The sequence below is a fragment of the Paenibacillus sp. FSL R10-2788 genome, assembly GCF_038003885.1.
GTDB lineage: Bacteria > Bacillota > Bacilli > Paenibacillales > Paenibacillaceae > Paenibacillus_AQ > Paenibacillus_AQ odorifer.
Map to the genome: position 1 here is coordinate 5,269,170 of NZ_JBBOQA010000001.1, position 25,148 is coordinate 5,294,317.

General features: G+C 46.1%; 20 protein-coding genes. All 20 read right to left on the reverse strand.

The window, feature by feature from the left end:
• Positions 1-14 precede the first annotated feature (14 nt).
• On the reverse strand, positions 15-1,277 hold the full coding sequence (gene ftsA / locus NSQ50_RS23515) for a cell division protein FtsA (protein WP_036683637.1): 1,263 nt from the start codon (positions 1,275-1,277) through the stop codon (positions 15-17).
• 341 nt (positions 1,278-1,618) lie between these two features.
• Entirely contained in the window at positions 1,619-2,374 is a 756-nt protein-coding gene (locus NSQ50_RS23520) for a cell division protein FtsQ/DivIB (RefSeq protein WP_036683639.1), read from the reverse strand.
• A gap of 64 nt (positions 2,375-2,438) precedes the next feature.
• Entirely contained in the window at positions 2,439-3,722 is a 1,284-nt protein-coding gene (murA, locus tag NSQ50_RS23525; protein ID WP_036683642.1) for a UDP-N-acetylglucosamine 1-carboxyvinyltransferase, read from the reverse strand.
• Between the two features lie 206 nt (positions 3,723-3,928).
• The gene (murG, locus tag NSQ50_RS23530) at positions 3,929-5,041 is read right to left on the reverse strand and encodes an undecaprenyldiphospho-muramoylpentapeptide beta-N-acetylglucosaminyltransferase (RefSeq protein WP_036683645.1); all 1,113 of its coding nucleotides are present in this window, start codon (positions 5,039-5,041) and stop codon (positions 3,929-3,931) included.
• Between the two features lie 5 nt (positions 5,042-5,046).
• Positions 5,047-6,144 carry a stage V sporulation protein E gene (spoVE, locus tag NSQ50_RS23535; RefSeq protein WP_036683647.1) on the reverse strand — a complete coding sequence of 366 codons (1,098 nt, stop codon included), beginning with the start codon at positions 6,142-6,144 and terminating at the stop codon, positions 5,047-5,049.
• 49 nt (positions 6,145-6,193) lie between these two features.
• Positions 6,194-7,615: a UDP-N-acetylmuramoyl-L-alanine--D-glutamate ligase gene (gene murD / locus NSQ50_RS23540; protein ID WP_076141840.1), complete on the reverse strand. Its 1,422-nt coding sequence runs from the start codon at positions 7,613-7,615 to the stop codon at positions 6,194-6,196.
• A gap of 3 nt (positions 7,616-7,618) precedes the next feature.
• Complete coding sequence (gene mraY, locus NSQ50_RS23545) at positions 7,619-8,584, reverse strand: phospho-N-acetylmuramoyl-pentapeptide-transferase (protein WP_036683653.1); 966 nt, start codon at positions 8,582-8,584, stop codon at positions 7,619-7,621.
• Positions 8,585-8,605: 21 nt separating this feature from the next.
• Entirely contained in the window at positions 8,606-10,012 is a 1,407-nt protein-coding gene (locus tag NSQ50_RS23550) for a UDP-N-acetylmuramoyl-tripeptide--D-alanyl-D-alanine ligase (protein WP_038572862.1), read from the reverse strand.
• On the reverse strand, positions 10,009-11,496 hold the full coding sequence (locus NSQ50_RS23555; protein WP_036683658.1) for a UDP-N-acetylmuramoyl-L-alanyl-D-glutamate--2,6-diaminopimelate ligase: 1,488 nt from the start codon (positions 11,494-11,496) through the stop codon (positions 10,009-10,011). Before NSQ50_RS23555 ends, NSQ50_RS23550 begins: the two co-directional genes overlap by 4 nt.
• 55 nt (positions 11,497-11,551) lie before the next feature.
• Complete coding sequence (locus NSQ50_RS23560) at positions 11,552-13,477, reverse strand: stage V sporulation protein D (protein ID WP_036683661.1); 1,926 nt, start codon at positions 13,475-13,477, stop codon at positions 11,552-11,554.
• A 79-nt stretch (positions 13,478-13,556) separates the two neighbouring features.
• On the reverse strand, positions 13,557-15,791 hold the full coding sequence (locus tag NSQ50_RS23565; protein ID WP_076141838.1) for a penicillin-binding transpeptidase domain-containing protein: 2,235 nt from the start codon (positions 15,789-15,791) through the stop codon (positions 13,557-13,559).
• Positions 15,792-15,837: 46 nt separating this feature from the next.
• The gene (locus NSQ50_RS23570) at positions 15,838-16,230 is read right to left on the reverse strand and encodes a septum formation initiator family protein (RefSeq protein WP_036683668.1); all 393 of its coding nucleotides are present in this window, start codon (positions 16,228-16,230) and stop codon (positions 15,838-15,840) included.
• A gap of 23 nt (positions 16,231-16,253) precedes the next feature.
• Complete coding sequence (gene rsmH / locus NSQ50_RS23575; protein WP_036683671.1) at positions 16,254-17,207, reverse strand: 16S rRNA (cytosine(1402)-N(4))-methyltransferase RsmH; 954 nt, start codon at positions 17,205-17,207, stop codon at positions 16,254-16,256.
• A 36-nt stretch (positions 17,208-17,243) separates the two neighbouring features.
• Positions 17,244-17,681 (reverse strand): division/cell wall cluster transcriptional repressor MraZ, encoded by a 438-nt coding sequence (mraZ, locus tag NSQ50_RS23580; RefSeq protein WP_036683674.1) that lies wholly within the window; start codon positions 17,679-17,681, stop codon positions 17,244-17,246.
• 263 nt (positions 17,682-17,944) lie between these two features.
• Complete coding sequence (locus NSQ50_RS23585; protein WP_179087734.1) at positions 17,945-19,216, reverse strand: adenosylhomocysteinase; 1,272 nt, start codon at positions 19,214-19,216, stop codon at positions 17,945-17,947.
• Positions 19,217-19,381: 165 nt separating this feature from the next.
• Positions 19,382-21,013, reverse strand: a complete 1,632-nt coding sequence (gene bshC, locus NSQ50_RS23590) for a bacillithiol biosynthesis cysteine-adding enzyme BshC (RefSeq protein ID WP_076222910.1) — start codon at positions 21,011-21,013, stop codon at positions 19,382-19,384.
• Between the two features lie 230 nt (positions 21,014-21,243).
• A complete protein-coding gene (locus NSQ50_RS23595) occupies positions 21,244-22,164 on the reverse strand; it encodes an ABC transporter ATP-binding protein (protein ID WP_036683682.1) in 921 nt (306 codons plus the stop codon).
• Positions 22,161-23,156 carry an ABC transporter ATP-binding protein gene (locus NSQ50_RS23600; protein ID WP_036683686.1) on the reverse strand — a complete coding sequence of 332 codons (996 nt, stop codon included), beginning with the start codon at positions 23,154-23,156 and terminating at the stop codon, positions 22,161-22,163. Before NSQ50_RS23600 ends, NSQ50_RS23595 begins: the two co-directional genes overlap by 4 nt.
• A gap of 11 nt (positions 23,157-23,167) precedes the next feature.
• On the reverse strand, positions 23,168-24,103 hold the full coding sequence (locus tag NSQ50_RS23605; RefSeq protein WP_036683689.1) for an ABC transporter permease: 936 nt from the start codon (positions 24,101-24,103) through the stop codon (positions 23,168-23,170).
• Between the two features lie 3 nt (positions 24,104-24,106).
• Positions 24,107-25,039, reverse strand: a complete 933-nt coding sequence (locus tag NSQ50_RS23610) for an ABC transporter permease (RefSeq protein WP_036683691.1) — start codon at positions 25,037-25,039, stop codon at positions 24,107-24,109.
• Between the last annotated feature and the right edge of the window lie 109 nt (positions 25,040-25,148).

The window sequence follows — 25,148 nt, forward strand, 5'->3', positions numbered from 1 at the left end:
ATCTGGACTTACACTTATATAAACTCGCTAAACATATTTTTTAGACGCTCCACAAATCCGGGCTTCTGAACAGTTTCCTGACTCGGAGTGGCGTTCTGCTTGCTCCGGTTGACCGTCTTTTTGTTGCTGCTTCCACCACTGTTTCTTGCTCGGAAACTACGGACAACATTATGCAGAATACCGACACCGCCGGTAAACCCAGGGTCCCGTACACCGATATAATCCGGCACGGCGATGCGTACAGATGCAGCCAGCTCGGTCTGAGCAGCTTTCAATACACCCGGCATCGAGACAGTCCCACCTGTAAGTATATAACCTCCAGGCAGTTCACTGTAACCAAGCCGTTTAACTTCTTGACGAATCAGGTGGAATATTTCTTGCACCCTTGGCTCGATAATTGCCGCCAGATCCTCTTGGTTAAATTCCTTCTCCACGTTACTGCCAATGCGCAATACCTTGAAGACAACGTCTGAGGCTGCATCGTCAATCCATGCGCAACCATATTTAAGTTTTACCTTCTCCGCTTGATCAGTAAGTGTCCGAAGTCCGTAGGCAATATCATTGGTTACGAATTCTCCTCCGATCGGAATCGTGGAGGTTGCACTAAGAGAACCCTCTTCGTATATGGCTATTGTTGTTGAGCCCGCACCAATATCAACCAGAACAGATCCCATCGATTTCTCGTCCTTGGACAGCGCCAATCCACCAGCTCCAAGAGACATCAGCACAAGATCCTTTACCTTCAGCCCTGATTTCTCAACACAGCGTAGTAGATTATGTATTGGCGTCTTAGCACCCGTAATGATTGTTGCCTCAACTTCCAGACGAACACCAATCATTCCGCGCGGGTCTTGAATTCCTTCAAGACCATCGACGATAAATTGTTTGGGAACAACATCAATCACTTCACGCTCCGGAGGCATAGCAATGACTTCCGCAGCTTTAATTACGCGATCGATATCATCATCGCCGATTTCACGATCCTCATTCTGAACGGCCACAACACCGTGGCTGGATTGCAGGCCAATATGATTACCGGAAATGCCTACATAAACCTCTGATATTTGAATACCCACCATCTGCTCTGCATGATCTATAGCACTTTTGATCGATTGCACAGTTTGGTCGATATCTACAATCGCGCCTTTACGTATTCCTTCCGAATCAGCAGATCCAACGCCAATAATATTAAAGGTTCCATTGGTAACTTCCCCAATTATTGCCCGAACTTTGGATGTACCGATGTCCAAACTAACAATGATGTCATTGTTGCTCAAGTCCTATGGCACCTCCTGTTATAATCATAATTAATTGCATTACCTTATCCCGGTCCCGGGAAACTTCTCTGTACATATTCAACATACCTAATCCTTTCCCTCTTTTTTCTACAAATTTTTTGAACGGAATAATATTCCAACATCCCCAAATGTGAATAGTTACTCATATGTTATTGTAAAAATAGCAATTATCACAAGAAATATCGGCCTAATTGGTCATTTCAACCAAATATAGTACTATCTCAAAAAAATCGAAGAAAAAAGAGGGATATAGCTTCTTGCCCGTAACTCCGATTGTAGCATTTTTTTAACTCTATTAGTAGGGACTATTTACCTCCACACTAATCTTGCGCAACATCTTCTTCATCGCTTTCCACCTGAAAAGGAACATATGAATCGGCTTCTAGCATTTTAATGAGTCCAGGCTGTTCAGTCTCTATAATCTGATTCAAATAGGACACCTTGCTCTTTAGCAAAGAGATGGCTGTAATCACCTCAAAACGGGATCTAGTATAGAGCTTGATCCGGTCTGGAAAAGACAAGGTTGGCGAGGGAACAATCTCAGAGATATCACTTGTCAATTCATTAGGAATGCTTGCTAATGCTTGACAAAGCTTAGCCTTATTCGGATCTTCCGGGTCCCAGTTCGTTAATATAGGTTTCTCAACAGCAATTCCAGTCTCATTAACAGGCACTGCAGCTCCACTGGACAGAATCGCCTTTAAGAGGCCTCCCTGTTCCAGTTCATAAGCTACCGCAGGGAATTCCTCAATCTTTACTGTGATCACCCCGGGGAAATTCTTCTGCACGCTGACGTCTTTAATCGTCTTAAGCTTCAGCAGAGATTCTTCCACAGCTTTAGTTGATACAGCAAAGAATTGCCCACCTATTTTAATTCCACTTTGTGAGAGTAACTCTTCACTAGTAGAATACTTGCTACCTTGAAAATCTATCACTGTAATATGGCTAATAGACGATCTGAAAAAAATCACAGCAAGAAGCGCAGTGAACAGCAGCAGCAGGATCGCCGTAATCTTACGGCTCATTTTTTTCTTAGGCTTGTCCTCTTTAAGAAGAGGTAATCGGGTTGTAGTCATTCTCATATCTCCGTAATAAGGCCCTGTCTCCTTCTCTGAGAGATCTGGAAGGAGACAGGGAGCTTTAATTGGCCAAATCAAGTGGATCCGTTACAGGCACCTTACGGCTTATACGCGCGCCAAGCTTCTGAAACAGCTTCTCTATTCCATCATAACCACGGTCAATGTGATGCGCTTGCTCAACGACCGTAGTCCCTTGTGCAGCAAGCCCGGCAATGACCAGAGCTGCACCCGCCCTCAAATCAGTAGCTTCCACAGTAGCACCATACAATCTCTGAACGCCGCGAATAAACGCACGATTCAAATCGATAGAGATGTCAGCACCCATCCGGGCCATTTCTTCCACATGTTTGAACCGTCCCTCAAACACCGTTTCCTTGATCACACTAAAACCATCGGCGAGCGACAGCAGCACCATGACCTGAGATTGCAGATCCGTCGGGAAAGAAGGATAAGGAGAGGTTACGATTCTCTCAACCGCACGCGGACGTCCCATGCAGCTGACATTAATTATATCATTGCATACTGTGATTTGAACACCAGCCCGCTTAAGCACATGAATAAGCGAAGTCAGATGCCCGGCGTTCGTATGTGTCAAGGTCACATTCCCACGTGTAGCTGCCGCAGCAATCATTACAGTTCCAGCCACTATCCGGTCTGGGATTACCTCGTACGTACAGGGATATAAGTTTTTGACACCCTGGATCGTAATGGTATCCGTGCCTGCACCGATAATCTGAGCACCCATACTATTCAAAAATTGCTGTAGATCCTGTATTTCCGGCTCTCTTGCTGCTCCCGATATCGTCGTTGTCCCCTCTGCCTTGGCGGCAGCCATCATAATATTCTCCGTGGCTCCAACACTTGGATAGTCGAGATGAATATCACTCCCTACAAGCTTTGAGCCCCGACAGGATATTCGTCCGTTGCTTTCCTCGATCTCCGCCCCCAGTGCTTTAAGACCCTGCAAATGAAGATCGATTTTACGCTCCCCGATCGCACAGCCACCAGGCTGATAGATCGTTACCTCACCAAATCTGGATAACAGCGGTCCCATTAAAAAAATGGAAGATCTCATCTGCCGCATCAAATCCTCAGGTACATGAGATGTCCCCACGGCTGACGTATCTATCGTCACCGTATCCTCTTGATGCACGCACCTGCAGCCCAGCCGATCCAAGATGTCTAGCATAGTCTCGATGTCCAGCAGCTTCGGCACATTATGCAGTGAGTGAACTCCTTCGGCCAGCAGGCTTGCCGCTAGAATCGGCAGCGCCGCATTTTTTGCTCCATGGATACGAATGGTGCCTGACAGGGGACTTCCACCCTCAATCACCAATTTGTCCAATGTATCACCTCCGAGATTACCGCTCACCCACCACAAACACTTCCGATACAAGGTCATATGAAATGTACAAGATTATCCTGCACTACCTTTCAGGTTAGGAAGTGTTCTGGGTGATTGTCACGATTATAGGATTATCCTATGTTCGTTCCTCCAAGTGTGTGACAGAGAGCTGCCAATAAGGAAAATACCTCTCAAAGGTAAATGGCTTAAGACTGTTTACCGGCTAGTCTTCGGAGTTCGTTAGTGACAATGGCAGCAGAATCCCTTTTGCCCAGTCGTTTGGAAGCCTCGGACATTTTTTGGCGTACAGCTTCAGTTCCAATGATTGCTTGCACAGCTTCATAAAGCGCCTTACCATTCAAATCCTTCTCAAGCAGCACCACAGCGGCCCCTTCGCGTTCCAGCTGTCTTGCATTCGCCTCTTGGTGATTGTTCGTCACATTAGGAGAAGGGATAAGTACAGAAGGAATACCCAGCGCTGTAATCTCAGCGAGAAAGGATGCCCCCGCCCGATTTACGATTAAGGAGGTACAAGCCAAGACCTCCGGCATATTGTGAACATAAGGTAGGACATGCAGCCAGTTCGGTGTGCTACCCAGCTTCTGACGCAATTCAGCACGGGTATCCTCAAAATAAGGCTCACCTGTAACGTAAACATAATGAACACCATTACCCTTACCCACAAATGGGGCCATTTCAATCATGGCTTTATTAATAGCCTTAGCCCCTTGACTGCCGCCAACAACCAAAACAACCGTGCTGTTATCCGGAATGCCCAGCGAGGCAAACCCCCGTTGTGGACTAGCCGTAGTAACCGTCGTTGCCCGAGGATTACCTGTGTAGATTACGTGCTTGCTCCCCGGAAAAGCAGATTCTGTCCCTTCAAAGCTTACGGCCACTGTACTCGCGTAACGACTTAAAAAACGATTTGTTAAACCAGGGATAGCATTTTGCTCATGGATCAAGGTTGGGATACCTAGCCGGGATGCAGCGTAAACGACCGGACCACATACATAACCGCCTGTACCAATTACAACATCAGGCTTAAACTCTCTTAACATTTCTTTGGAAGCCTTAACGCCCTTTAAAAAACGCATCACCGTCTTGACGTTGTCCATGGACAGCTTGCGCCGAAAGCCAGTGATGTCGATAGATTTGAAAGGGATATTCTCTTGGGGAACAAGCTTGCTCTCTAAGCCACGCGTTCCACCAATATACAGGAAGGTAGATTCACTATCTTCTGCTTCCAGTTGTCTAGCAACAGCGACTGCGGGATAGATATGACCACCCGTGCCTCCGCCGCTTAATACGATACGCATGTCTTTCACCTCGCATAACGGGATAAGTTCAATAGAATGCCCAGGGAGGTTAACATCAGTGTAAGCGAAGAACCTCCATAGCTAATCAGAGGAAGTGTGATGCCTGTTACAGGCATTAGACCGATGACCACACCAATATTAATAATGACTTGCACAGCCACCATACAGACGATGCCAACGGCCAAATAGCTTCCAAAACGGTCAGGCAGACTCATCGCCACCTTCATTCCGCGCCAGATTAGAATAAGAAACAGGATCAACACAGCCAAACCACCGATAAACCCCAGTTCCTCGGCCAATATAGAAAAAATAAAATCGGTCTGCGGCTCAGGTACATAACTGTACTTCTGCCGGCTCATTCCAAGTCCGAGACCCCCGAGCCCTCCAGGGCCAATCGCGTATAGCGACTGAATAATCTGGTAGCCTGCACCGAGGGGATCGGACCAAGGATCAAGAAAAGCAGTTATCCGCTGCAGCCGGTAAGGTGCTGCGGCAACCAAAGCAACAAACCCAGCCACGCCAGCTACTCCTAGTGAGAGTAGATGTTTCATTCTTGCCCCAGCTGTAAAGACCATCATCAAGGCTGCGCCAAACATAACGGTACCTGTACCCAGATCCGGCTGGAGCATAATCAGTGCAAAGGCTGATCCGATAAGCGCTAACGGTGGAAGTAAGCCACGAGTGAAGGAGGTGATATCATACTCTTCTTTTCCCAGCCAATTCGCCAGAAATAGAATCATCCCCATCTTCATGAACTCGGAGGGTTGAATCCCGAAGGAGCTGATTCCGAGCCAGCTGCGCGCTCCCCCGCGAACTACACCAATGCCGGGAATAAGCACCATAACGAGCAGGATAAAGCAGACAATCAGTGCCGGCTTAGCCAGCTTTTTTAACACTTTGTAGTCTGTATTCGCTGTAACAAACATTGCAACAAGTCCCAGTCCTGCAAACAAAAGCTGCCTCTTTACAAAGTAAAACGAATCTCCATAATTGCGGAAGCCCAAGACAGATCCGGCGCTGTATACCATCACCATGCCGATTACCAGCAAAGAAAGAATGGGAATCAGCAACCAAATATCGGGAGCATGACGAGTTTTGTTCATCAGGAGCACACCTCTTGCATCCGTAGTAGGGGCTTATCCACCCCCCTACTTAAAGGTTATGCACCGCCTCTTTAAAAATACACCCGCGCTCTTCATAGGATGTAAACATATCCCAACTAGCACATGCAGGAGACAGGAGAACGATATCTCCTTCTTCCGCCAGAGCGGAAGCTCCCCGCACAGCTGCTTGCAGCACGGCGGCGGCGCTCTCCCCATTATCGACGGAGATAATCTGCTTTAATCCTGCCAGCTGTGCTACATTTATTAGCTTGTCCTTGGTTTGTCCTAACGCCACCAAAGCTTTGACGCGTCCGCTCAGGACAGGCAGCAGCTCCATATAATCGGAGCCACGGTCTAATCCGCCAGCGATCAATACCACCGGACGCTGAAACGATGTCAAAGCCGTAATTGTCGCTTTGGAGTTCGTTGCTTTGGAATTGTTGTAATAAGCGGCTCCAGCCTTATCAGCTACATACTCCAGGCGGTGCTCCACACCACGAAAAGAAGAAAGCACTTCGCTTAATAGAGAGGGGTCAGCTCCAGCGGCAATAGCAATTCCACAGGCAGCCAGCGCATTCCCCACATTAAAGCGACCCGGAAGAGCGATGGAATCCACATCCGCGATTATCGTTTCCTTGTCCGCAGATTCGCGATAGATAATGTGGCGCTTCAGCTCATCATCTTGCCCCGTAATATAGGACGGGCTAACAAATACTCCATGAGGCAGCTCCTCAAACAAGGAGAATGGAAGAATCGAAGCCTTCACATAGGGCACAAGTTCCCGGCAGACAGGATCATCCCAGTTCAGCACTGCTGTATCCGTAGCTAATTGATTAGCGAACAGCTTGGTTTTGGAATCCACATAATCTTTCATGCTTCCATGATAATCCAGATGAGTCTCTGCAATATTCAGCAGACAGCCTATCTTTGGCCGGAAGGTCTCCGTACCTTTGAGTTGAAAGCTGCTAAGCTCGACCACCATCCAGTTATCCTCTGTAGCCTCTTGTGCAGCCTGACAAAGAGGCGTACCAATGTTGCCCGCAACTATAGGGTTCATTCCCGCAGCTTCCAGCATATGGCCTACCCAGGTCGTCGTTGTCGTCTTGCCATTGGAGCCTGTGATGCCGATCATCGGCGCTGCACAAAGTCGATAAGCCACCTCTACCTCTGTGACCACTTCAATTCCAAGCTCAATTGCCTTTTGTACAGGGGGCGCAGAATAAGGAATGCCTGGATTTTTGATTACCAGACTTACACCTTCATGAATAAGTCCTTCCGGATGCCCGCCGCATATAACACAAATTCCCAAAGATTCCAATTCGGAAGCTTCGGGACTTTGATCTCTTTCCTTTTTGTCGTTAACCGTAACTATAGCGCCGCGTTCATGCAGCACTTTAGCCACCTGGACACCGCTTTTAGCAAGCCCAAGAACCACAACTTCTTCACCATGATACATATCTGGATGTTTCATTCTCTACAACCCCTTGCTAATAAATAGTCCCACAGCAGCCAACACCAAGCTAACCGCCCAGAACGAAATTACCACACGCCACTCCGACCAGCCACCAAGCTCAAAATGATGGTGAATCGGGCTCATTCTGAATACACGTTTGCCACGGGTTTTAAATGAAACCACTTGAATCACAACGGATAACATTTCAATTACAAAGACACCGCCTATGATGAGAAACAGCAGCTCACTCTTCGTGACAATAGCAATAGCACCTATAGCACCACCAATACCAAACGAACCCGTATCCCCCATAAACACTTTAGCAGGGTGGGCATTGAACACAAGAAAGCCTAATACAGCACCAATCATTGCCGCAGCACATACACCTGCCGCAATAGACGTAGCCTGCATTGCCACCACCGCGTATGCGGCCAAGGCAATGGCACTGACACCAGACAACAGTCCATCGACTCCATCTGTAAAGTTAACGGCATTCGTCACTGCCATCATCATAATAATGATGAATGGATAATAGAACCAGCCACCCCAATCAAAGCTGAAATCAGTACCTGGTACGCTGATACTTGTACTGTGTCCGGCATAAATCAGAAGACCGCACATCAGAGCACCAACCAGCAGCTGTCCAAATAACTTTTGACGTGCTGTGAGCCCTAAGGAACGCTTAAATACAATTTTGATATAGTCATCCAAAAACCCGATCAATCCAAAACCAAGCGTAGCTACGAGCAGTACGTAAAAATCTGTATTCACCACAGAAAATTTCAGATAAGACAAGGTAAAAGCTACGATAATCACGATACCGCCCATAGTCGGCGTTCCCGCTTTCTTCAAATGGGTTTGCGGTCCGTCATCTCGCACCTGCTGTCCGAATTTCATCCTGCGCAGAAGCGGAATGAAGAGCGGAGCGGCAATGACCGCAAGGATAAAGGAAACAGCAATAGTCAATAACAATAGTTGATAATCCATGGGTACACCCCCTCCAATGATTTAGGTCTGTTGAATATCTTTATTTAGGCTCTGAAGCACTTCCTCGAGCTTCATTCCTCTTGATCCTTTAAATAGAACAATATCCTTAGCACTGCATTTCTCTAGAAGGACAGCGGTTAGTTCCGCTTTATCTGTAAAAGCTTTTACGCGCTCTTTGCCGAATTTCTCTTCTGCTGCTTTGGCAATATGAACGGATAATGGTCCGTAAGTACATACAAAATCAGTTAATGAAGGGTCAAGGTAGTAGCCTATTTCTTGATGAAATTCTACTTCCTCCGGCCCAAGTTCCAGCATGTCCCCGAGCACAGCGATTTTATTGCCACTGCATTTCATAGATTGCAGGACATCTATAGCCGCCTTCATAGAAGTAGGGCTGGCATTATAAGCATCGTTTAAAAGCGTAAGTCCGGAAGAAGTTCGAATCACTTCAATCCGCATGCCCGTCAACTTGAGCTTGCTTAGACCGTCCTTCATATTCTGCTCCGTAACCCCATAATGACGAGCAACCGCTAGTGCAGCCAGAGCGTTAACAACGTTATGCTGACCTGGCAGCGGTAATGTAAAAGCATGTTCCTTATGACGGCTTGACGTGAACGTCATGCCACCAGTATGGGACATCATCCCTGTTGGATAATCATCATTATCCTCATTTAGACCAAAACGGAAGGTTCTCATCCCTTCTGGAGCCTTAAAAGTGGACTCTTGCATTACCTCAGTCAGCAGCGGTTCGTCACCGTTATAAATCAGCAGTCCCCCCGGCTTCAGCCCCTCAGCAATCTCCAGCTTGGCGCGGGCTATTTCTTTACGTGACCCCAGCTGCAGTAAATGCGACTCGCCTACATTAGTAATTACCGCTACGTCAGGTTCAGCCAAAGAAGCCAGCAGAGCAATTTCTCCCCGCGAGCTCATCCCCATTTCAAGTACAGCGATCTCTGTATCCTCAGCCATGGATAAAATAGTAAGCGGAAGACCGATATGATTATTGAAATTCCCCGCTGTCTTGTGCACTTTGAACTGCACTTCAAGCAGAGACATAATGATATCTTTTGTTGTTGTTTTCCCGTTGCTGCCCGTAACAGCGACAACCTGCGGAGCCACTTCCTTCAGATAAGCAGCGGACAACTTCTGGAGAGCCTCCAGCGTATCTTCAACAATAATAACTCCGCCACCTTCAGGTACCGGTCCTTTATCGCGTTGCCACAAGGTTGCGCCAGCACCAGCAGCCAGTGCTGCGGCAGCATAGTGGTGACCATCGAATTTGTCTCCAGATAGAGGCACAAACAGGCAGCCGGGTGTGATCTTACGGGAGTCGGTAACGACTCCCGTAAGGGTTGTATTCATAGCTTCGACAGCAGCAGGTTCCCCTGCGCACATGGCAGCAATATTTTCAAGCGTTCTTGTAATCAATAGTTTCGGCCCCTTATAACTTCTTTAGCGACGATGCGGTCATCGAAATCATGAACCACTCCGCCAATCAGTTGATAGGTCTCATGACCTTTCCCCGCAATCAATACTACATCGCCAGGGCTTGCCATTTCAATAGCCTTCCCGATAGCTTCTCGGCGATCAACAATCATATGATACCGGTCAGAGGTGACTCCATCCTCTACTAGTCCTGCTTCTATATCCTTCAAGATTAGTTGAGGGTCCTCAGTCCGAGGGTTGTCAGAAGTTACGAATACCATGTCGCTATATCGTGCAGCGATCTTCCCCATTAATGGACGTTTCGTCCGGTCTCTGTCTCCGCCACAGCCAAACACTGTAAGCACTTTGCCGGTAGCAAATTCGCAGACCGTCTTTAATACATTCTCTAGCCCGTCTGGTGTATGTGCGTAGTCAACGATAACAGCAAATTCCTGACCTTCATCCACTGACTCCACCCGTCCAGCTACACCATCGATTGCCTCAAGACTAGTCTTGATATCAGCCAGAGAGACATCTTCCAATAAAGCAGCTGTAATCGCCGCGAGTGCATTGTAGACATTGAACTTTCCAACCATACGGAGCGAAATGTCCGTCTTCCCCTTAAACGTATCAACATGGAAAAAAGTTCCTTTTGCAGTGATCGATATTTGCGAAGCTCGGACATTAGCGTTGTTATCAATGCCATATGTAATCACTTCCGCCGCAGTTTGGGCTGCAAAATAGTGACTTGCTTCATCATCCGCGTTCAACACCGCATATTTGCGTTCTTCCTTCCACGGAGAGATCACATTTCCTAATCTGGAGAAAAAGAGCCCTTTAACCGCCCGATACTCCTCCATTGTATGATGATAATCCAGATGATCTTGGGTTAAGTTCGTAAAAATTGCCGTACGGAAGTCCGCACCCTTCACACGTCCTTGCTGAAGTGCGTGAGAGGATACTTCCATTACGCAACACTCCACACCTTTGGAAGCCATATCATGAAGGGACCGCTGCAGATCTAGCGACTCCGGAGTTGTGCCTGACATAGGGTAGCTTTTGCCGTCATAGCGCATTTGAATCGTTCCAATCAGACCTGTCTTCATATTCTGATCCTGCATAATCCGCTCAATGAGATAAGTCGTTGTTGTTTTGCCGTTTGTGCCCGTCACCCCGATCATTCTCATCCGGCTGCTAGGTGAGCCAAAGAAAGCATTCGACATGACAGACATCGCAAACCGGCAGTCATCCACAACAATCTGCGGGATATCAAGCTCCAGCTTGTGCTCACATACAATAGCCGCCGCTCCGGAGGCTACTGCTTGCGGCGCATATTTGTGCCCGTCCACGGTGTGGCCAGGCAAACAGATGAATAGATCTCCCGGGCCTACACGGCGGGAATCCGTCTGAAGATCAGTAATCTCCACATCTCCATCCCCGTATAGTTGCGAAGTAGCAAGACAAGCAGATAATTCGTTAACTTTCATAGTAATCCCTCACTCTACATTTTCGGATACGAGCTGAAACCTTATACCTTAATCATTATTCACTAGATGCTCCCATATAAATCCTGATGGTTGAGCCCTGTTCTACTCTGGCCCCAGCCTTAGGAGCTTGATTGATGACCGTATTTCCTGTGCCTGAACGTGCAAGATTAAAATTCATATTTAAATCCTCATAGATATCCTGCACCGTTGCTCCGGTAAGATCAGGTACGGTCACTATCGGAGTTTCGCCATACTTATAAGTTTTGGGAAGCTGATCACTGCGCTCCGGAACCTTCATATAGTGCAGTGAGTCTTCCAAAATATTTTGCACGATTGGAGCTGCAACCACACCCCCAAATTGAATCCCTTTCGGATTATCCACGGCAGTGTACACAACGATCTGAGGATCATCCGCTGGCGCAAAGCCAATAAAAGAAACAATGTGCTCTGTTGGAGAATAACGTCCATTTACAACCTTCTGTGCAGTACCCGTCTTGCCACCTACACGATAGCCGTCAATAAAAGCCGGCCGTCCTGTGCCTTTGGCAACCACGCTCTCAAGTGCTGCCCGCACCTTCTTGGATGTTTCCTCCGAAATGACCTGCCGCACAAGCTCTGGCTTCACCTCTGATACAGTCTCTCCCGTAACCGGGTTAACCCATGCTTTTGTTACATGTGGTTTATAGAGATTGCCACCATTGATAGCTGCGGATACCGCAGCTATCTGCTGAATAGGCGTAACCGAAACCCCTTGGCCGAAGGCTGTAGTCGAAAGCTCTACCGGACCTACTTGACTGAGCTTGAACAGAATGCCATTAGCTTCCCCATTCAGATCAATTCCCGTTTTACTGCCAAAACCAAAATCACGAATATATTTGAAAAGTGATTCTTTTCCCAGCCGTTGCCCTAAGGCGACAAACCCAGGGTTACAGGAGTTCTCAACTACCTGTAAAAAGGTTTGACTACCGTGGCCGCCCTTTTTCCAGCAGCGCAGCTTTGCGCCCGCTACCTCGATAAAACCCGGATCATAGAAATGATCGTTCTGAAGATCTACTTTACCTTCCTGCAGCGCAGCAGCCAGAGTAATGATTTTGAACGTTGAACCAGGTTCATAGGTCATCCAGATAGGCAGATTCCGGTTGTAAATCTGCGCATCATATTCCTTGTATGATGCTGGTTCATACCCCGGTCTGCTAGCCATGGCTAGTATCTCACCATTCTTCGGATTCATAGCTATAGCCCAAGCACCCTGCGCCTGATATTTTACCATAGCCTGATCCAGCTCACGTTCCATAATGGACTGGATCTGTTTATCAATCGTCAGCTCCAGATTAAGTCCGTCTTGAGGGGCAGAATATTTCTCAGATGAGCCAGGCATAAGTCTTCCGCCTGCATCAGACAAATAAGAAATATTGCCGGCTATGCCTTTGAGCAGATTGTCATATATACTCTCTACTCCTGTAATACCCTGGTTATCTATACCTGTGAAGCCTAAAATATGCGCGGCTAAATCGCCGTAAGGGTAATATCTTTTGCTATCCTCAGCGACAACGATGCCCGGCAGCTGCAAATCACGGATGCTCGCGGCAAGATCCATCGTAATTTTGCGGCCGCCGGGCTGAAGTTTCACCGACATTTCTTTTTTGGACAGCAATGTCATCAGCTTCTCCTCAGTCATCCCAAGCAGTGGAGCTAATTGCTGTGCTGTCTTTTGCTTCTCTTTTACCTGCACCGGTACTGCATACACTGTAGGTGTGGTGATATTAGAAACGAGCGGCACACCTTCACGATCCATAATTTCACCACGTTTAGCGGTAAAAGGAATATTGCGGCGCAAGGAATCTTCTACCTTCGCAGTCAATTCCTCGCCTTGAGATAATTGCACATACGCAAGACGCACGACCAGCGAACCGAATAACACTGCCAGTCCCAGCAATGTCCACAGCATTCTCCGCCGTGTTACGACTTTGGAAACCTTCATTCCGTTCTCCCCCACTTTCAACAATAGACATGAGCTCTTATCTTCATGACTATTCGGGACAAACAGGGGTTAGAACAAGCTATGTTCCGCTCTCGGAATCTGTCCCCTCATCAGCAGGCGGGGCCACGGGAATATCTTCGCCATAATCATTTAATGGCTTCATTTTCAAAGTGACCAAGGTCTTGCCATTTTGCGTTCCTACAATCTGTTCTGAGACGTAACCTTCTCCGTCTACCGCAATCTCTACTTTTAGTAGAGTTAGAATTTCAAGTGCATCACGCAGGGATTCCCCTTTTAAATCTGGAATGGTAGGCTGAGCCCCCTGCGGACTTAATAAATAGATCCGTTGCCCTGTAGCAAGCTTCGTACCTGCCTCAGGATATTGACTCTCTACAGCAGATCCTTCTCCGACCACTACATAATCGAAGCCTTGATCCAAAAGTGCTTCTCTTGCTTCCTTCATCGTCTTGTCTGTTAGATCTGGTGTAGTCCGAAGTGCGACTGTTTCAGTCTTAGCCGGCTTTTTGCTGCTGCTATCACTAGCCTCAGACGCCAGCTTAGGTACTCCCATGTATTGCAGAGATTGGGATACAATCTCTTTAAATACTGGAGCAGCTGCCTTACCGCCGCCAACCTCAACGTTCGGTTCATCAATAATGACAATAACAGCGATCTTTGGATCATCAACAGGAGCATAACCAATAAAGGAGACAAGTACTTTGGATTTCACATAATCCTTACCTTCAACCTTGATAGCCGTTCCTGTCTTTCCTGCCACGCGATAGCCGTCAATATAAGCGTTACGCCCTGTTCCTTTTACTTGGTCAGCAACAACCTGCTCCAAATATTCACCCGTTTTCTTGGCGCTTTCCTCATCAATCACCTGACGCACTACACTAGGCTGAGTAACCTTTGTCTCACCAGTGTTAGGGTTTGTGACCTCCTTAACTACATACGGAGTCATCAACTTCCCCCCATTAGCGATAGCAGATACGGCAACGAGCTGCTGAAGTGGGGTTACTAGCACTTTTCCGTGTCCATATGCGAGTGTCGCAATTTCTATAGGACGTCCAACATTAGGGTTAACGACCCCGCTTGCTTCTCCTGGCAGATCGATTCCCGTTTTCTCATTGAAGCCAAAATCATTGATATACTGTAATAGCTTGTCCTGTCCGAGCATTTCATATAGCTTAACGAATAGAACGTTACTAGAACGTTTCACACCTTCAAGAAAACTGATTTGCCCCCATCCAGCATGATTAATATCATGCAGTGCCTTACTATATCCCTTTATCCGGATGGACCCGGACAAAAATGTCGCAACAGGATCAAAAAGCTTCTCTTCTACTGCGGCGGCAAGCGTTACAATTTTGAAGGTGGAACCAGGCTCATAAGTAGATTTAATAGCATGATTATAGAATCCTGCCCCTTCAGCCCCGGTCTTCCAAAATTCATTTGGATTATAGGTAGGCATGTTGGCTAATCCCAAAATCTCCATCGTGTTCGGATCAGCAGCAATGACACTCATACTTTTTGGCTTATATTGCGCATACGCCTTTTGCATGGCCTCTTCTATATAATGCTGGATCGTACTATCGATTGTAAGCTTGAAATTACTTCCATTTACTACTGGCTTATAGGTATCTTGTGAATCCGGCAATTTTACCCCTTGACCGTCACTTTGATAAAGCAGCTTGCCATCGGCACCCTTAAGCTCCGTATCAAAGTATTTTTCCAGTCCCATGATAGCATTGCCGTCCCTATCTGTATAACCTAAGATATGTGCAGCTAATTCATCTTTTGGATAATATCGTTTCTGCTCTCTAACAAGCCCAATACCGGTCTCTTGAATTTTATGTTCTTTACCTAGGGCTACATAAAATTCTTTCACCTTATCGGCAAGCTCCTGATCAATCTTCCAGCCTTCATTACGTATTTCACGGTTCTTGAGGTAAGCACCCGTCTTTTCGTCCTTGGCTTCAACCAGCTTACGCAGCTCATCCTCTGGTTTGCCTAGCAATTCGTGTAATCCTGTGATGACCTCTTCCCCGATGCCTTGTTGTTGAATCACTTCAGGATTCACCACCACGGTATAAGCAGGGACATCGCTAGCGAGCACACTCCCGTTACGGTCAGAAATCGTACCTCGCTCCGCTTTGATAGTTGAGGTATGTGCCCAAAGTGTGGCGGCCTTTTCCTGCCATTCCTCACCTTGCATAACTTGAATCCAGAACACTCTAACGATCAAAACAAGAAAAAAGAGGGTAATACACCCTCCTATAAACAGCGTGCGAAGTTTTATTCTTTTCAGCATAAGCGAACCTCACAACTTTTTTTATTGCGATCTTGCCAATCGCTCACTAATTATCACCTGGAGTCGTTGCCGAGCTTGCCGGAATATAGATTGTTGCATTCTCATCCGGAGACACATAACCAAGATCCCGTGCTTTTTGGGCGACTTTCTGCTCTAGATTCTGCTTTTCCATCTGATACGTAGAAATCTGCTTCTTGGCTGTTGCAATATCCTGATCTAATTTCTGAGCCTGCAAGTTCAAATCATAAATTTGGACGTAACGTGAAATCAGGGTGATCGCCACCAGAACGCATACTCCTAGCGTCAGCATATACAAAAGTTTCTCTTGCAGCGGAAGTACTCTTCGTCTGGTAACTACTTTTGTCTTCTCGCGGTAAAGGGGGTTTACCTCTTCTTTTCTTTTGGGCTGAACTGCTAAATTGCCGCGGGTATAGGCCATCTCTGACTCTCCTTTATCGTCAATTACAATTTTTCTGCAATGCGCAGCTTAGCTGAGCGGGCTCGGGTATTAAGCTCAAGCTCTTCTTCAGAAGGCACAAGCGGTTTACGATTGATTAACTTAAGCGTGCCTTTCGCGCCGCATACGCAAAACGGAAAGTCAGGCGGGCATGTACATCTGCTTAAATAGCTGCTAAAAATTTGCTTGCAAATTCGGTCTTCGAGCGAATGAAAGGTGATGACGGATACTCTGCCTCCTGGTGCAAGGCAACGTACTGCACTATGTAGCCCTTCTTCAAAAGCACCCAATTCGTCATTCACAGCAATCCTTAATCCTTGAAAGCTACGTTTAGCGGGATGCCCTCCTGTTCTTCGAGCAGCTGCCGGGATACCTTCCTTGATCAGTTCTGCTAATTCTCCTGTTGTCTCAATAGGAGCTTCTTCTCTTCTGTCTACAATTTTTCTAGCGATTCTCCGCGAGAATTTCTCTTCTCCATATTGGAAAAGAACACGGGCAATCTCCTGCTCGGACCATGTATTCACAATTTCAGCAGCCGTCAAAAGTGCTGACTGATCCATGCGCATGTCCAGCGGAGCATCATGATTGTAACTAAAGCCTCGTTCCCCTTCGTCAAACTGGGGAGAGGATACGCCAAGATCAAAGAGCACTCCATCTACTTGGGGAATACCATCTGTTTGTGGCACAAAGGGCACATCCTTAAGTACACTCTCCAGATCACGGAAGTTAGTCTTAATAGTCACAACCTTGTCTCCGTATTCCGCTAATCTTTCTTTTGCGTTCTCCAAAGCCCAATCATCTTGATCCAAACAGATTAAACGGCCTTCGCCGCTAAGCTTGGAAGCGATAAGTGAGCTGTGTCCCGCTCCACCGAGAGTGCAATCTACATAGATTCCGTCTTTTTTGATGTGCAGCCCTTCTGTCGCTTCTTCCTTAAGCACCGTGATGTGGTGAAACAAGCTGCATCCCTCCAGGACAGTATTCGTTATTGTGTTTTATAGATCAAAATTGAAATCCACCAATTTCTCAGCGATTTCGTTGAACGATTCCTCGGACTGTTCGAAGTACTGTTCCCAAAGCTCTTTGTTCCAGATTTCCACCCGGTTCGAAACGCCCAGAATGACACAGTCTTTGTCCAGTTTGGCATACTGCCGTAAATTAGCCGGCAGATTTACCCTTCCCTGCTTATCCCAAACACATTCAGTTGCACCTGAGAAAAAAAAGCGGCTAAATGCGCGGGCATCTGATTTCATCAGCGAAAGGCTTTTAAGCTTTTGTTCCATGATTGCCCATTCTTCCATGGGATAAACAAACAGGCAGGAGTCTAGGCCGCGGGTCGTCACGAAGGAGGTTCCGAGCAATTCACGGAGTTTAGCCGGAATAATGATTCGGCCTTTGTCGTCAATGCTGTGTTGATACTCTCCCATGAACATCCTTTTTCCCACCCCTAATCCCCGAATCCCCACTTTACCCCACTTTTCACCACTTAAGCATAATAGATTCGCCATTAAAAATCAAAAACCTTTTTCTGGCCAAGGAAATTTTTCCTAAATCAGATAGCTCGTTTCCCGAAAAACATTTCTCCACAGAAAAAAGCCATACAATCGGAATCTTGTCCGTTGCATGGCTTTGTTAAAAAAGTTGCTTCAGTTCAAGGTACACTGGTTAATACACTTTATTGTTATGCGTTCAGTTATTAATCGTTCAAATTCCAGCTGTCCAAATAATCCACTTGCGCCGGAGTCAGGCTATCGATGTTAATGCCCAGACTTTCCAGCTTATAACGTGCTACTTGCTCATCCAGCTCATAAGGAACATTTTCAACTTTTACGCCAATGCTCTTATAATTATCATTTACATATTTCAGCGACAGCGCCTGGAGCGCAAAGGTTGTATCCATAATTTCAGCAGGGTGACCATCAGCAGCACCCAGATTTACAAGTCTGCCTTCGGCAAGCAGATATAATTTACGTCCGTCACGAAGCTGGTACTCTTCGATATTTTTGCGAACGGTACGTTGGGATACGGATCTTTCCGACAGCTCAGGCTTATTCACTTCAACGTCGAAATGGCCCGCGTTGCACATGATTGCGCCATCCTTCATCACATCATAATGTTCACCGCGAATTACATAACGGTTACCAGTTACTGTAACGAAGAAATCACCAACCTTAGCTGCTTCCAGCATTGGCATTACTTCAAAACCGTCCATATGTGCTTCAACGGCTTTAATCGCATCAACTTCTGTGACAACCACTTTTGCTCCAAGCCCTTTGGCGCGCATGGCAACACCTTTACCACACCAGCCGTAACCGACAACAACTACTGTTTTACCCGCTACGATAAGGTTGGTTGTGCGAATAATTCCATCCCAAGCCGATTGGCCAGTGCCATAACGGTTATCAAACAAATATTTGCAGTAGGCATCATTAACCGCGACCATTGGGAACTTCAATACGCCTTGCTTTTGCAGAGCTTTTAGACGAATAATCCCGGTAGTTGTTTCTTCAGCACCCCCGCGAATATTCTCCATCAGATCAGAACGCTCCGAATGCAGCAATGTAGCAAAATCCCCACCGTCATCAATAATCAAGTCCGGTTTGCTCTCCAGTGCCTTGATATTAAGGGCTTTAAATTCTTCAGGAGACGGATTGTATTTAGCAAATACTGTGATTCCATCCTCCACAAGCGCTGCACATACATCATCCTGTGTAGAAAGTGGATTCGAACCTGTAATGGTTACATCTGCACCACCAGCTTTGACAACCTTCGCCAAATAAGCGGTTTTAGCTTCCAAATGCAATGTGATCGATACTTTCAGACCTTTAAATGGCTGTTCTGCTTCAAACTGCTCACGAATACGGTTCAGTACCGGCATATGCTGGCGAACCCAGTCGATTTTCAAATGCCCTTCCGGTGCGAGTGACATATCAGCCACGATACTATTTTGTTTAGATGAACTCATTATGAAACCTCCTAAAAGTTTTGTGAGCGTTACTACATTGAATCTACTTCGTACAAAACTTGCTTCGTAAGCATACGCTTTGTTTTGTGAGCGTTACTACATTGATCTACTTCGTACAAAACTCACTTCGTAAGCATAAGCTTAGTTTTGTGGAAAGCGATACTTCCATTACATATAAATGATGCGATGTGTTCCACTGTAATCCGGTTCAACCGTCATTAGCTCATCCAGCCAAGCAAGCCCGTACCGGTTCAAGTAATACATGATATTGTACACTCTTTCCTGCAGTTTACCCAGTGGCATTAATGACAGCTCGATTCGCTCCCATTGCCGGATTGCAGCTTCGTTCTGTTTTGCCATTGCATCTTGGGCTTTCGCCTGTAAAAAAGTAATCTGATCTAGAATCTTCTCTTTATTGTTATTCCCCAGCTTAAGCAGACCTGCCTGAACCGTTCCAAGCTGCTCAATCAGCGGTTCGTACATGGCGGCGAATGAGGTTTTGGTTTCTTCAAAACGACGTTCAATCCCCAGCTCATCCTGTGCGGCCAGCCATTCATGTCTTTTATGATCCAGTCCTTGTCTTACATCCTCAAAGCTAAGTTGATATTTGTCCATATGCTTGTGCAGCGTACCTTCTACGACAGTAAAAGACATTCTAGGGATAATTAACGGCATTTCTCCCCCAATGGTCTCAAACGCACGGCGCGGAATGGCCCAGTAAGCAATCTCACCTTGACCCAGCACCGTTGCCAGAACAGGCAGCACATAATCCTGCATAAGTGGACGTGTCAGCACATTGTTGCTAAAGCGTTCCGGATGTGCCTGCACCTCCTCAAGTAATTCATCACGGGTAAAGGATACCTGACCCTTGCGATCCGTAAAGATTCCGTCCTTCTTGTGAAGCAGAAGCCGTGTACCTTCATGAATATAAAAGAGGTTGGCATTGCCAGTTGTAACATCAGCCTGAAGCTCATATCCAGCGCCCACAATATCAGAAGCAGAATTCATATACGCTGTTTCCAGTGCATCATTCTGCATAATTAGCGAAGTGAAAAATGGCTGTTCTAACTTACGTAAGTTGGGATCAGCAGAATCAAGCAGAATCAGACCAAATTTACCAAATAATGAACCCATCAGCTTGGCAAATGCATCCGTCATACTATCAGCTCTAAAAGAAGAAGTGCGAATGAATTCCATGATCTGCGGCTTAAAGTCGCTTTCCTGAAGCAGACCGTCTAACTGTTCTACTACCTGCTGCCAGCTTTCCTCTTCTACACGAATATCACTTACTGAGGAGCGTTTCTCTTCTGACTTTTCTATCTTAATCTTAGTAATCTCCTGCGTACGATTCAGTACATACGTATGATTCACTTCATCCCAGTCATGATCTTCACCTGCAATCCAGAATAAAGGAACTACAGGTCGGCCGAGTTGTTCAGCTGCTTCTTTTGCCGCCATAATGGTAGTTGCAGCTTTATATACCACTAACAGGGGTCCAGTAAATAGTCCGCTTTGCTGCCCACCTGTCACCACTAATGTCCCCGGCTGCTCTAAGAGCGCCAGCGAAGCCATCACCGCATCATGCGAATTATGCTTTTCATTATATTGTCGTAGACACCCAGCAATCTGAGTCCGGTCGGCACGAAGGCTTTCTCTGCTATCTAGCCAATCGGCCCGTCTACTTCTACTTTCTTTATTGCGGAAATCCCCACCGTACAAATGACTAACCTTTTCAAAATGATCTATATAGTCGCGCGAGAGTGCAGATCCACCCTTGAGCGGTTCCGTTACAATATTCATTCGCTAGTGCCTCCAGTTCTACTAAGCAGTTATATGTAAATCCAAGTTCGTAAAAACTCTCTATGATTGTATCCAAAGTCAGGAGCCGCGTCAAAGCAAAACATGTCTTGATATCAGCAACACAGGTACAGCCAACTGTTCAATTATACTATAAAATCATTAAATAATATCCTAAATACATACAAGAGGCGAGAGCATAATGCTCCCGCCTTTGAAAACCTAAGTATAAATTATGCGAATTTTTTGCTGACAAAGTGGCCTTTAGATACTTCTACTAATTCAAAGTCACTGTCATTGGTCTTATCGTTAGCAGAATAAATAGGGCTGCCAAGCTCATCATGCAAGTGAATACGTTTTTTGTTAACTTCAATTTCCGGGTCCGGAACTGGAATAGCCGACAATAGGGATTTAGTATAAGGGTGGATAGGATTTGCATATAGCTCTTCACTTTCCGCCAACTCAACCATTTTACCCAAGTACATAACTGCTACGCGATCACTGATATGTTTAACCATGGACAGATCATGCGCGATGAAAAGATAAGTCAATCCCAGACGATCTTGCAATTCTTTAAGCAAGTTAACGACCTGAGCTTGAATGGATACGTCAAGTGCGGAAATCGGCTCATCACAAACGATGAACTTAGGATTAACCGCTAACGAACGGGCAATCCCGATACGTTGACGTTGTCCACCGGAGAATTCATGCGGATAACGGGTTGCATGGTCATGATTAAGACCAACCATATCCAGCAGTTCTTCAATCCGTTTCTTACGTTCTGCACGGCTGCCAGCCATTCCGTGAATGTCCAGTGCCTCGCCGATGATATCAGAAACCGTAAACCGCGGGTTAAGCGATGCGTACGGATCTTGGAAAATCATTTGCATGTCACGGCGCATAGCCTTCATTTGATTTCCAGGTAATTTATAAATGTCTGTACCATTATATTTCACACTTCCAGCAGTTGGCTCATACAAGCGAAGAATCGTACGTCCAGCAGTAGTCTTACCACAACCGGACTCACCTACCATCCCAAGTGTCTCGCCCTCACGGATCGTGAAGTTAATATTATCAACAGCCTTAAGAACCTTACCTTTACCTACATTAAAATATTTCTTAAGACCTTCTACCTCTATTAGGTTCTTACTCAAGAGTACTGCACCTCCTTGGCCATCGAATGCAGATTCCAGCAACGCGCCATATGCGTTTCGCTGAATTCTGTGGCGCCGGGATCGATTTGTTCGCACACATGCATCGCTTCATTGCAACGAGCAGTGAACGGACAGCCGATCGGCGGCTTGATCAGATCTGGCGGTGTGCCGATGATCGGAATAAGCGGCTCGCCTTTCTTTTGGTCCAGACGCGGCATTGAGCGCAGCAGACCTTTGGTGTATGGATGTTGTGGATTTTTAAAGATTTCCCATCTTGTTCCGGTCTCCACAACCTCACCTGCATACATTACAATCACCCGATCACACATGCCAGCAACTACGCCGAGATCATGTGTAATCAGAATAATGGAGGTACCTAGTTTTTGCTGCATCTCTCTCATAACTTCCATGATCTGCGCCTGAATGGTTACATCTAGAGCCGTTGTAGGCTCATCCGCTATCAGCAAAGCCGGACGGCAAGCTAACGCGATTGCGATCATTACACGCTGGCGCATACCGCCTGAGAATTCGTGGGGATATTGGTTAAAGCGAGCCTCCGCATTTTTGATGCCTACTAATTTCAACATCTCCATACCTTGCTTTTTCGCTTCGGCCGCTGACATTTTCTGATGTTTAATCAAAACTTCAGTGATCTGTTTGCCCACTTTGATGGTTGGGTTCAGAGAAGTCATCGGGTCTTGAAAAATCATGCCAATATCTTTACCGCGAATAGATTCCATTTCTTTCATGCTTTTGTCTAGCAGATTCTGTCCTTGAAAAATAATTTCTCCCTTTTTCACTTTAGAAGGTGGAGAAGGGATCAAACGCATAATCGATTGAGCAGTTACACTCTTACCGCTGCCGGACTCGCCGACGATGGCAACCGTTTCGCCTTTGCCAATTTCAAAATTCATACCACGGACAGCTTGTACTTCTCCGCCCTTAACAAAAAAGGAAATATGCAAATCTTTGACTTGTAAAATAGGTTCCATCCATATTCCTCCTATTTCTTCAGCTTAGGATCAAGCGCGTCACGAAGACCATCACCGAAAATGTTGAAAGAAAGCATTGTTAAGCTGATTAGGATCGCAGGGAACAAGAAGCGCCATGGATAATACAGCCAGCCGGTGAGTGAGTCATTGATCATCGATCCAAGTGAAGCAACAGGAGCTTGTACACCAAGACCCAAGAAGCTTAGGAAGGCCTCAGCAAAGATAGCATTTGGTACAGACAGTGTAATGGTTACGATAATCGGACCAACCGCGTTCGGCAGAAGGTGCTTGAACAACAGTCTCGCAGAACCAGCACCCATGGAACGGGACGCCAATACGAATTCGCGATTCTTGAGCTGCATAATTTCTCCACGCACAATCCACGACATCGTAATCCAGCCTGTAATGGTTAGAGCTAGGATGATTGTTCCAAGACTTGGCTCAAGAACGACCAAGAGCAAGATTACAACCAGCAAATATGGAATAGAATACAAAATCTCAGAGAATTTATTCATAATATTATCTACACGGCCGCCGAAGAAGCCCATAATGCCTCCGTAGATAACACCGATGAACAAGTCGATGGCTGCCGCAGCAAGACCAACGATCAAGGAGATCCGTGCACCGTACCAAGTACGAACAAAGATATCACGACCAAGATCATCCGTTCCAAACCAGTGATCGGAGGAAGGGGGCTTGTTGGTGCTCATCAAATCATTAGAATAATAGTTATATTTCGAGATAAAAGGTGCAAAAATCGCTGCAAGTACAATCAAACCCAGGATACCGAGCGCAGTCATCGCCATTTTATTTTGACGCAACCGTTGCCAAGAGTCTTTCCAAGCAGAGAGACTCTCACGCTGGATAACTTCGGCTTCTTTTTCATCCACACCGACTTTTTGAAAATCTTCCGGTTTTAGATTTAGCAAGTTATTTTCAGTAGCCACTCTTTAGCCCTCCTTTCCTCCACTTAATTTCATACGTGGGTCAATCAATACATAAGCAATATCAGTAATAAAGCGGGCAACCATGAGTAATACACCATAGAAAATGGTTATCCCCATAATAACGGTATAGTCACGGACACCAATCGCTTCCACGAACTGTTTACCAATACCCCCAACACCAAAGATCTGCTCGATAACAACCGAACCAGTTACGATGTTAGCTGTCATTGGACCCATATAAGTAACAACAGGTAGAATTCCGTTACGAAGTACATGACGGCTCAGAATAGCCATCCAGCTCAATCCCTTTGCTTTAGCCGTTTTGATATAATCCGCATTCAAAACTTCAAGCATGCTTGAACGGGTCAAGCGGGCGATAAAGGCGATCGGCTGTGCCGAGAGCGCGGCCACGGGTAAGAAATAATAGATTGGCCCTTTAAAACCTGAAACCGGTACCCAACCCAGTTTGAAAGCAAATACGTACTGCAGTAATGACGCGACTACAAAGCTCGGAACCGCAATCCCCAGAACTGCCAGCACCATAGCTGCGCTGTCAATAAACTTTCTGTGATAGAGTGCCGCCAACATGCCGAGAAATACTCCGACAATAACCGCCACAACGATTGCGACGAGTCCCAGCTTCAGCGACGCTGAAAAGGTTTGACTGATCAAATGTGATACATCTTGATTTAGGCGTTTCATTGAGACACCTAGGTCACCTTGGATAATATCACCTAAATACTTAAAATACTGATGAGAGAGCGGCTTGTCCAGACCATATTGTTCCATCAGACGTGCTTTAATTTCTGGCGGTACCTTCTTTTCAGAAGTAAACGGATCCCCCGGAATAGCTTTCATCAAGAAAAAGGTAGCTGAAATCAATACAAATAGAGAAACCAACATATAGAAAAACTTATTTGCGACATAACGAACCATCCCCATCACACCTCCTCCGACAATTTTTGATACACATAATAATGATTTTATGAAAAAAACGGATTTTTGTCTATTTTCTATATATGTTATTAATAACATTAATTAACAA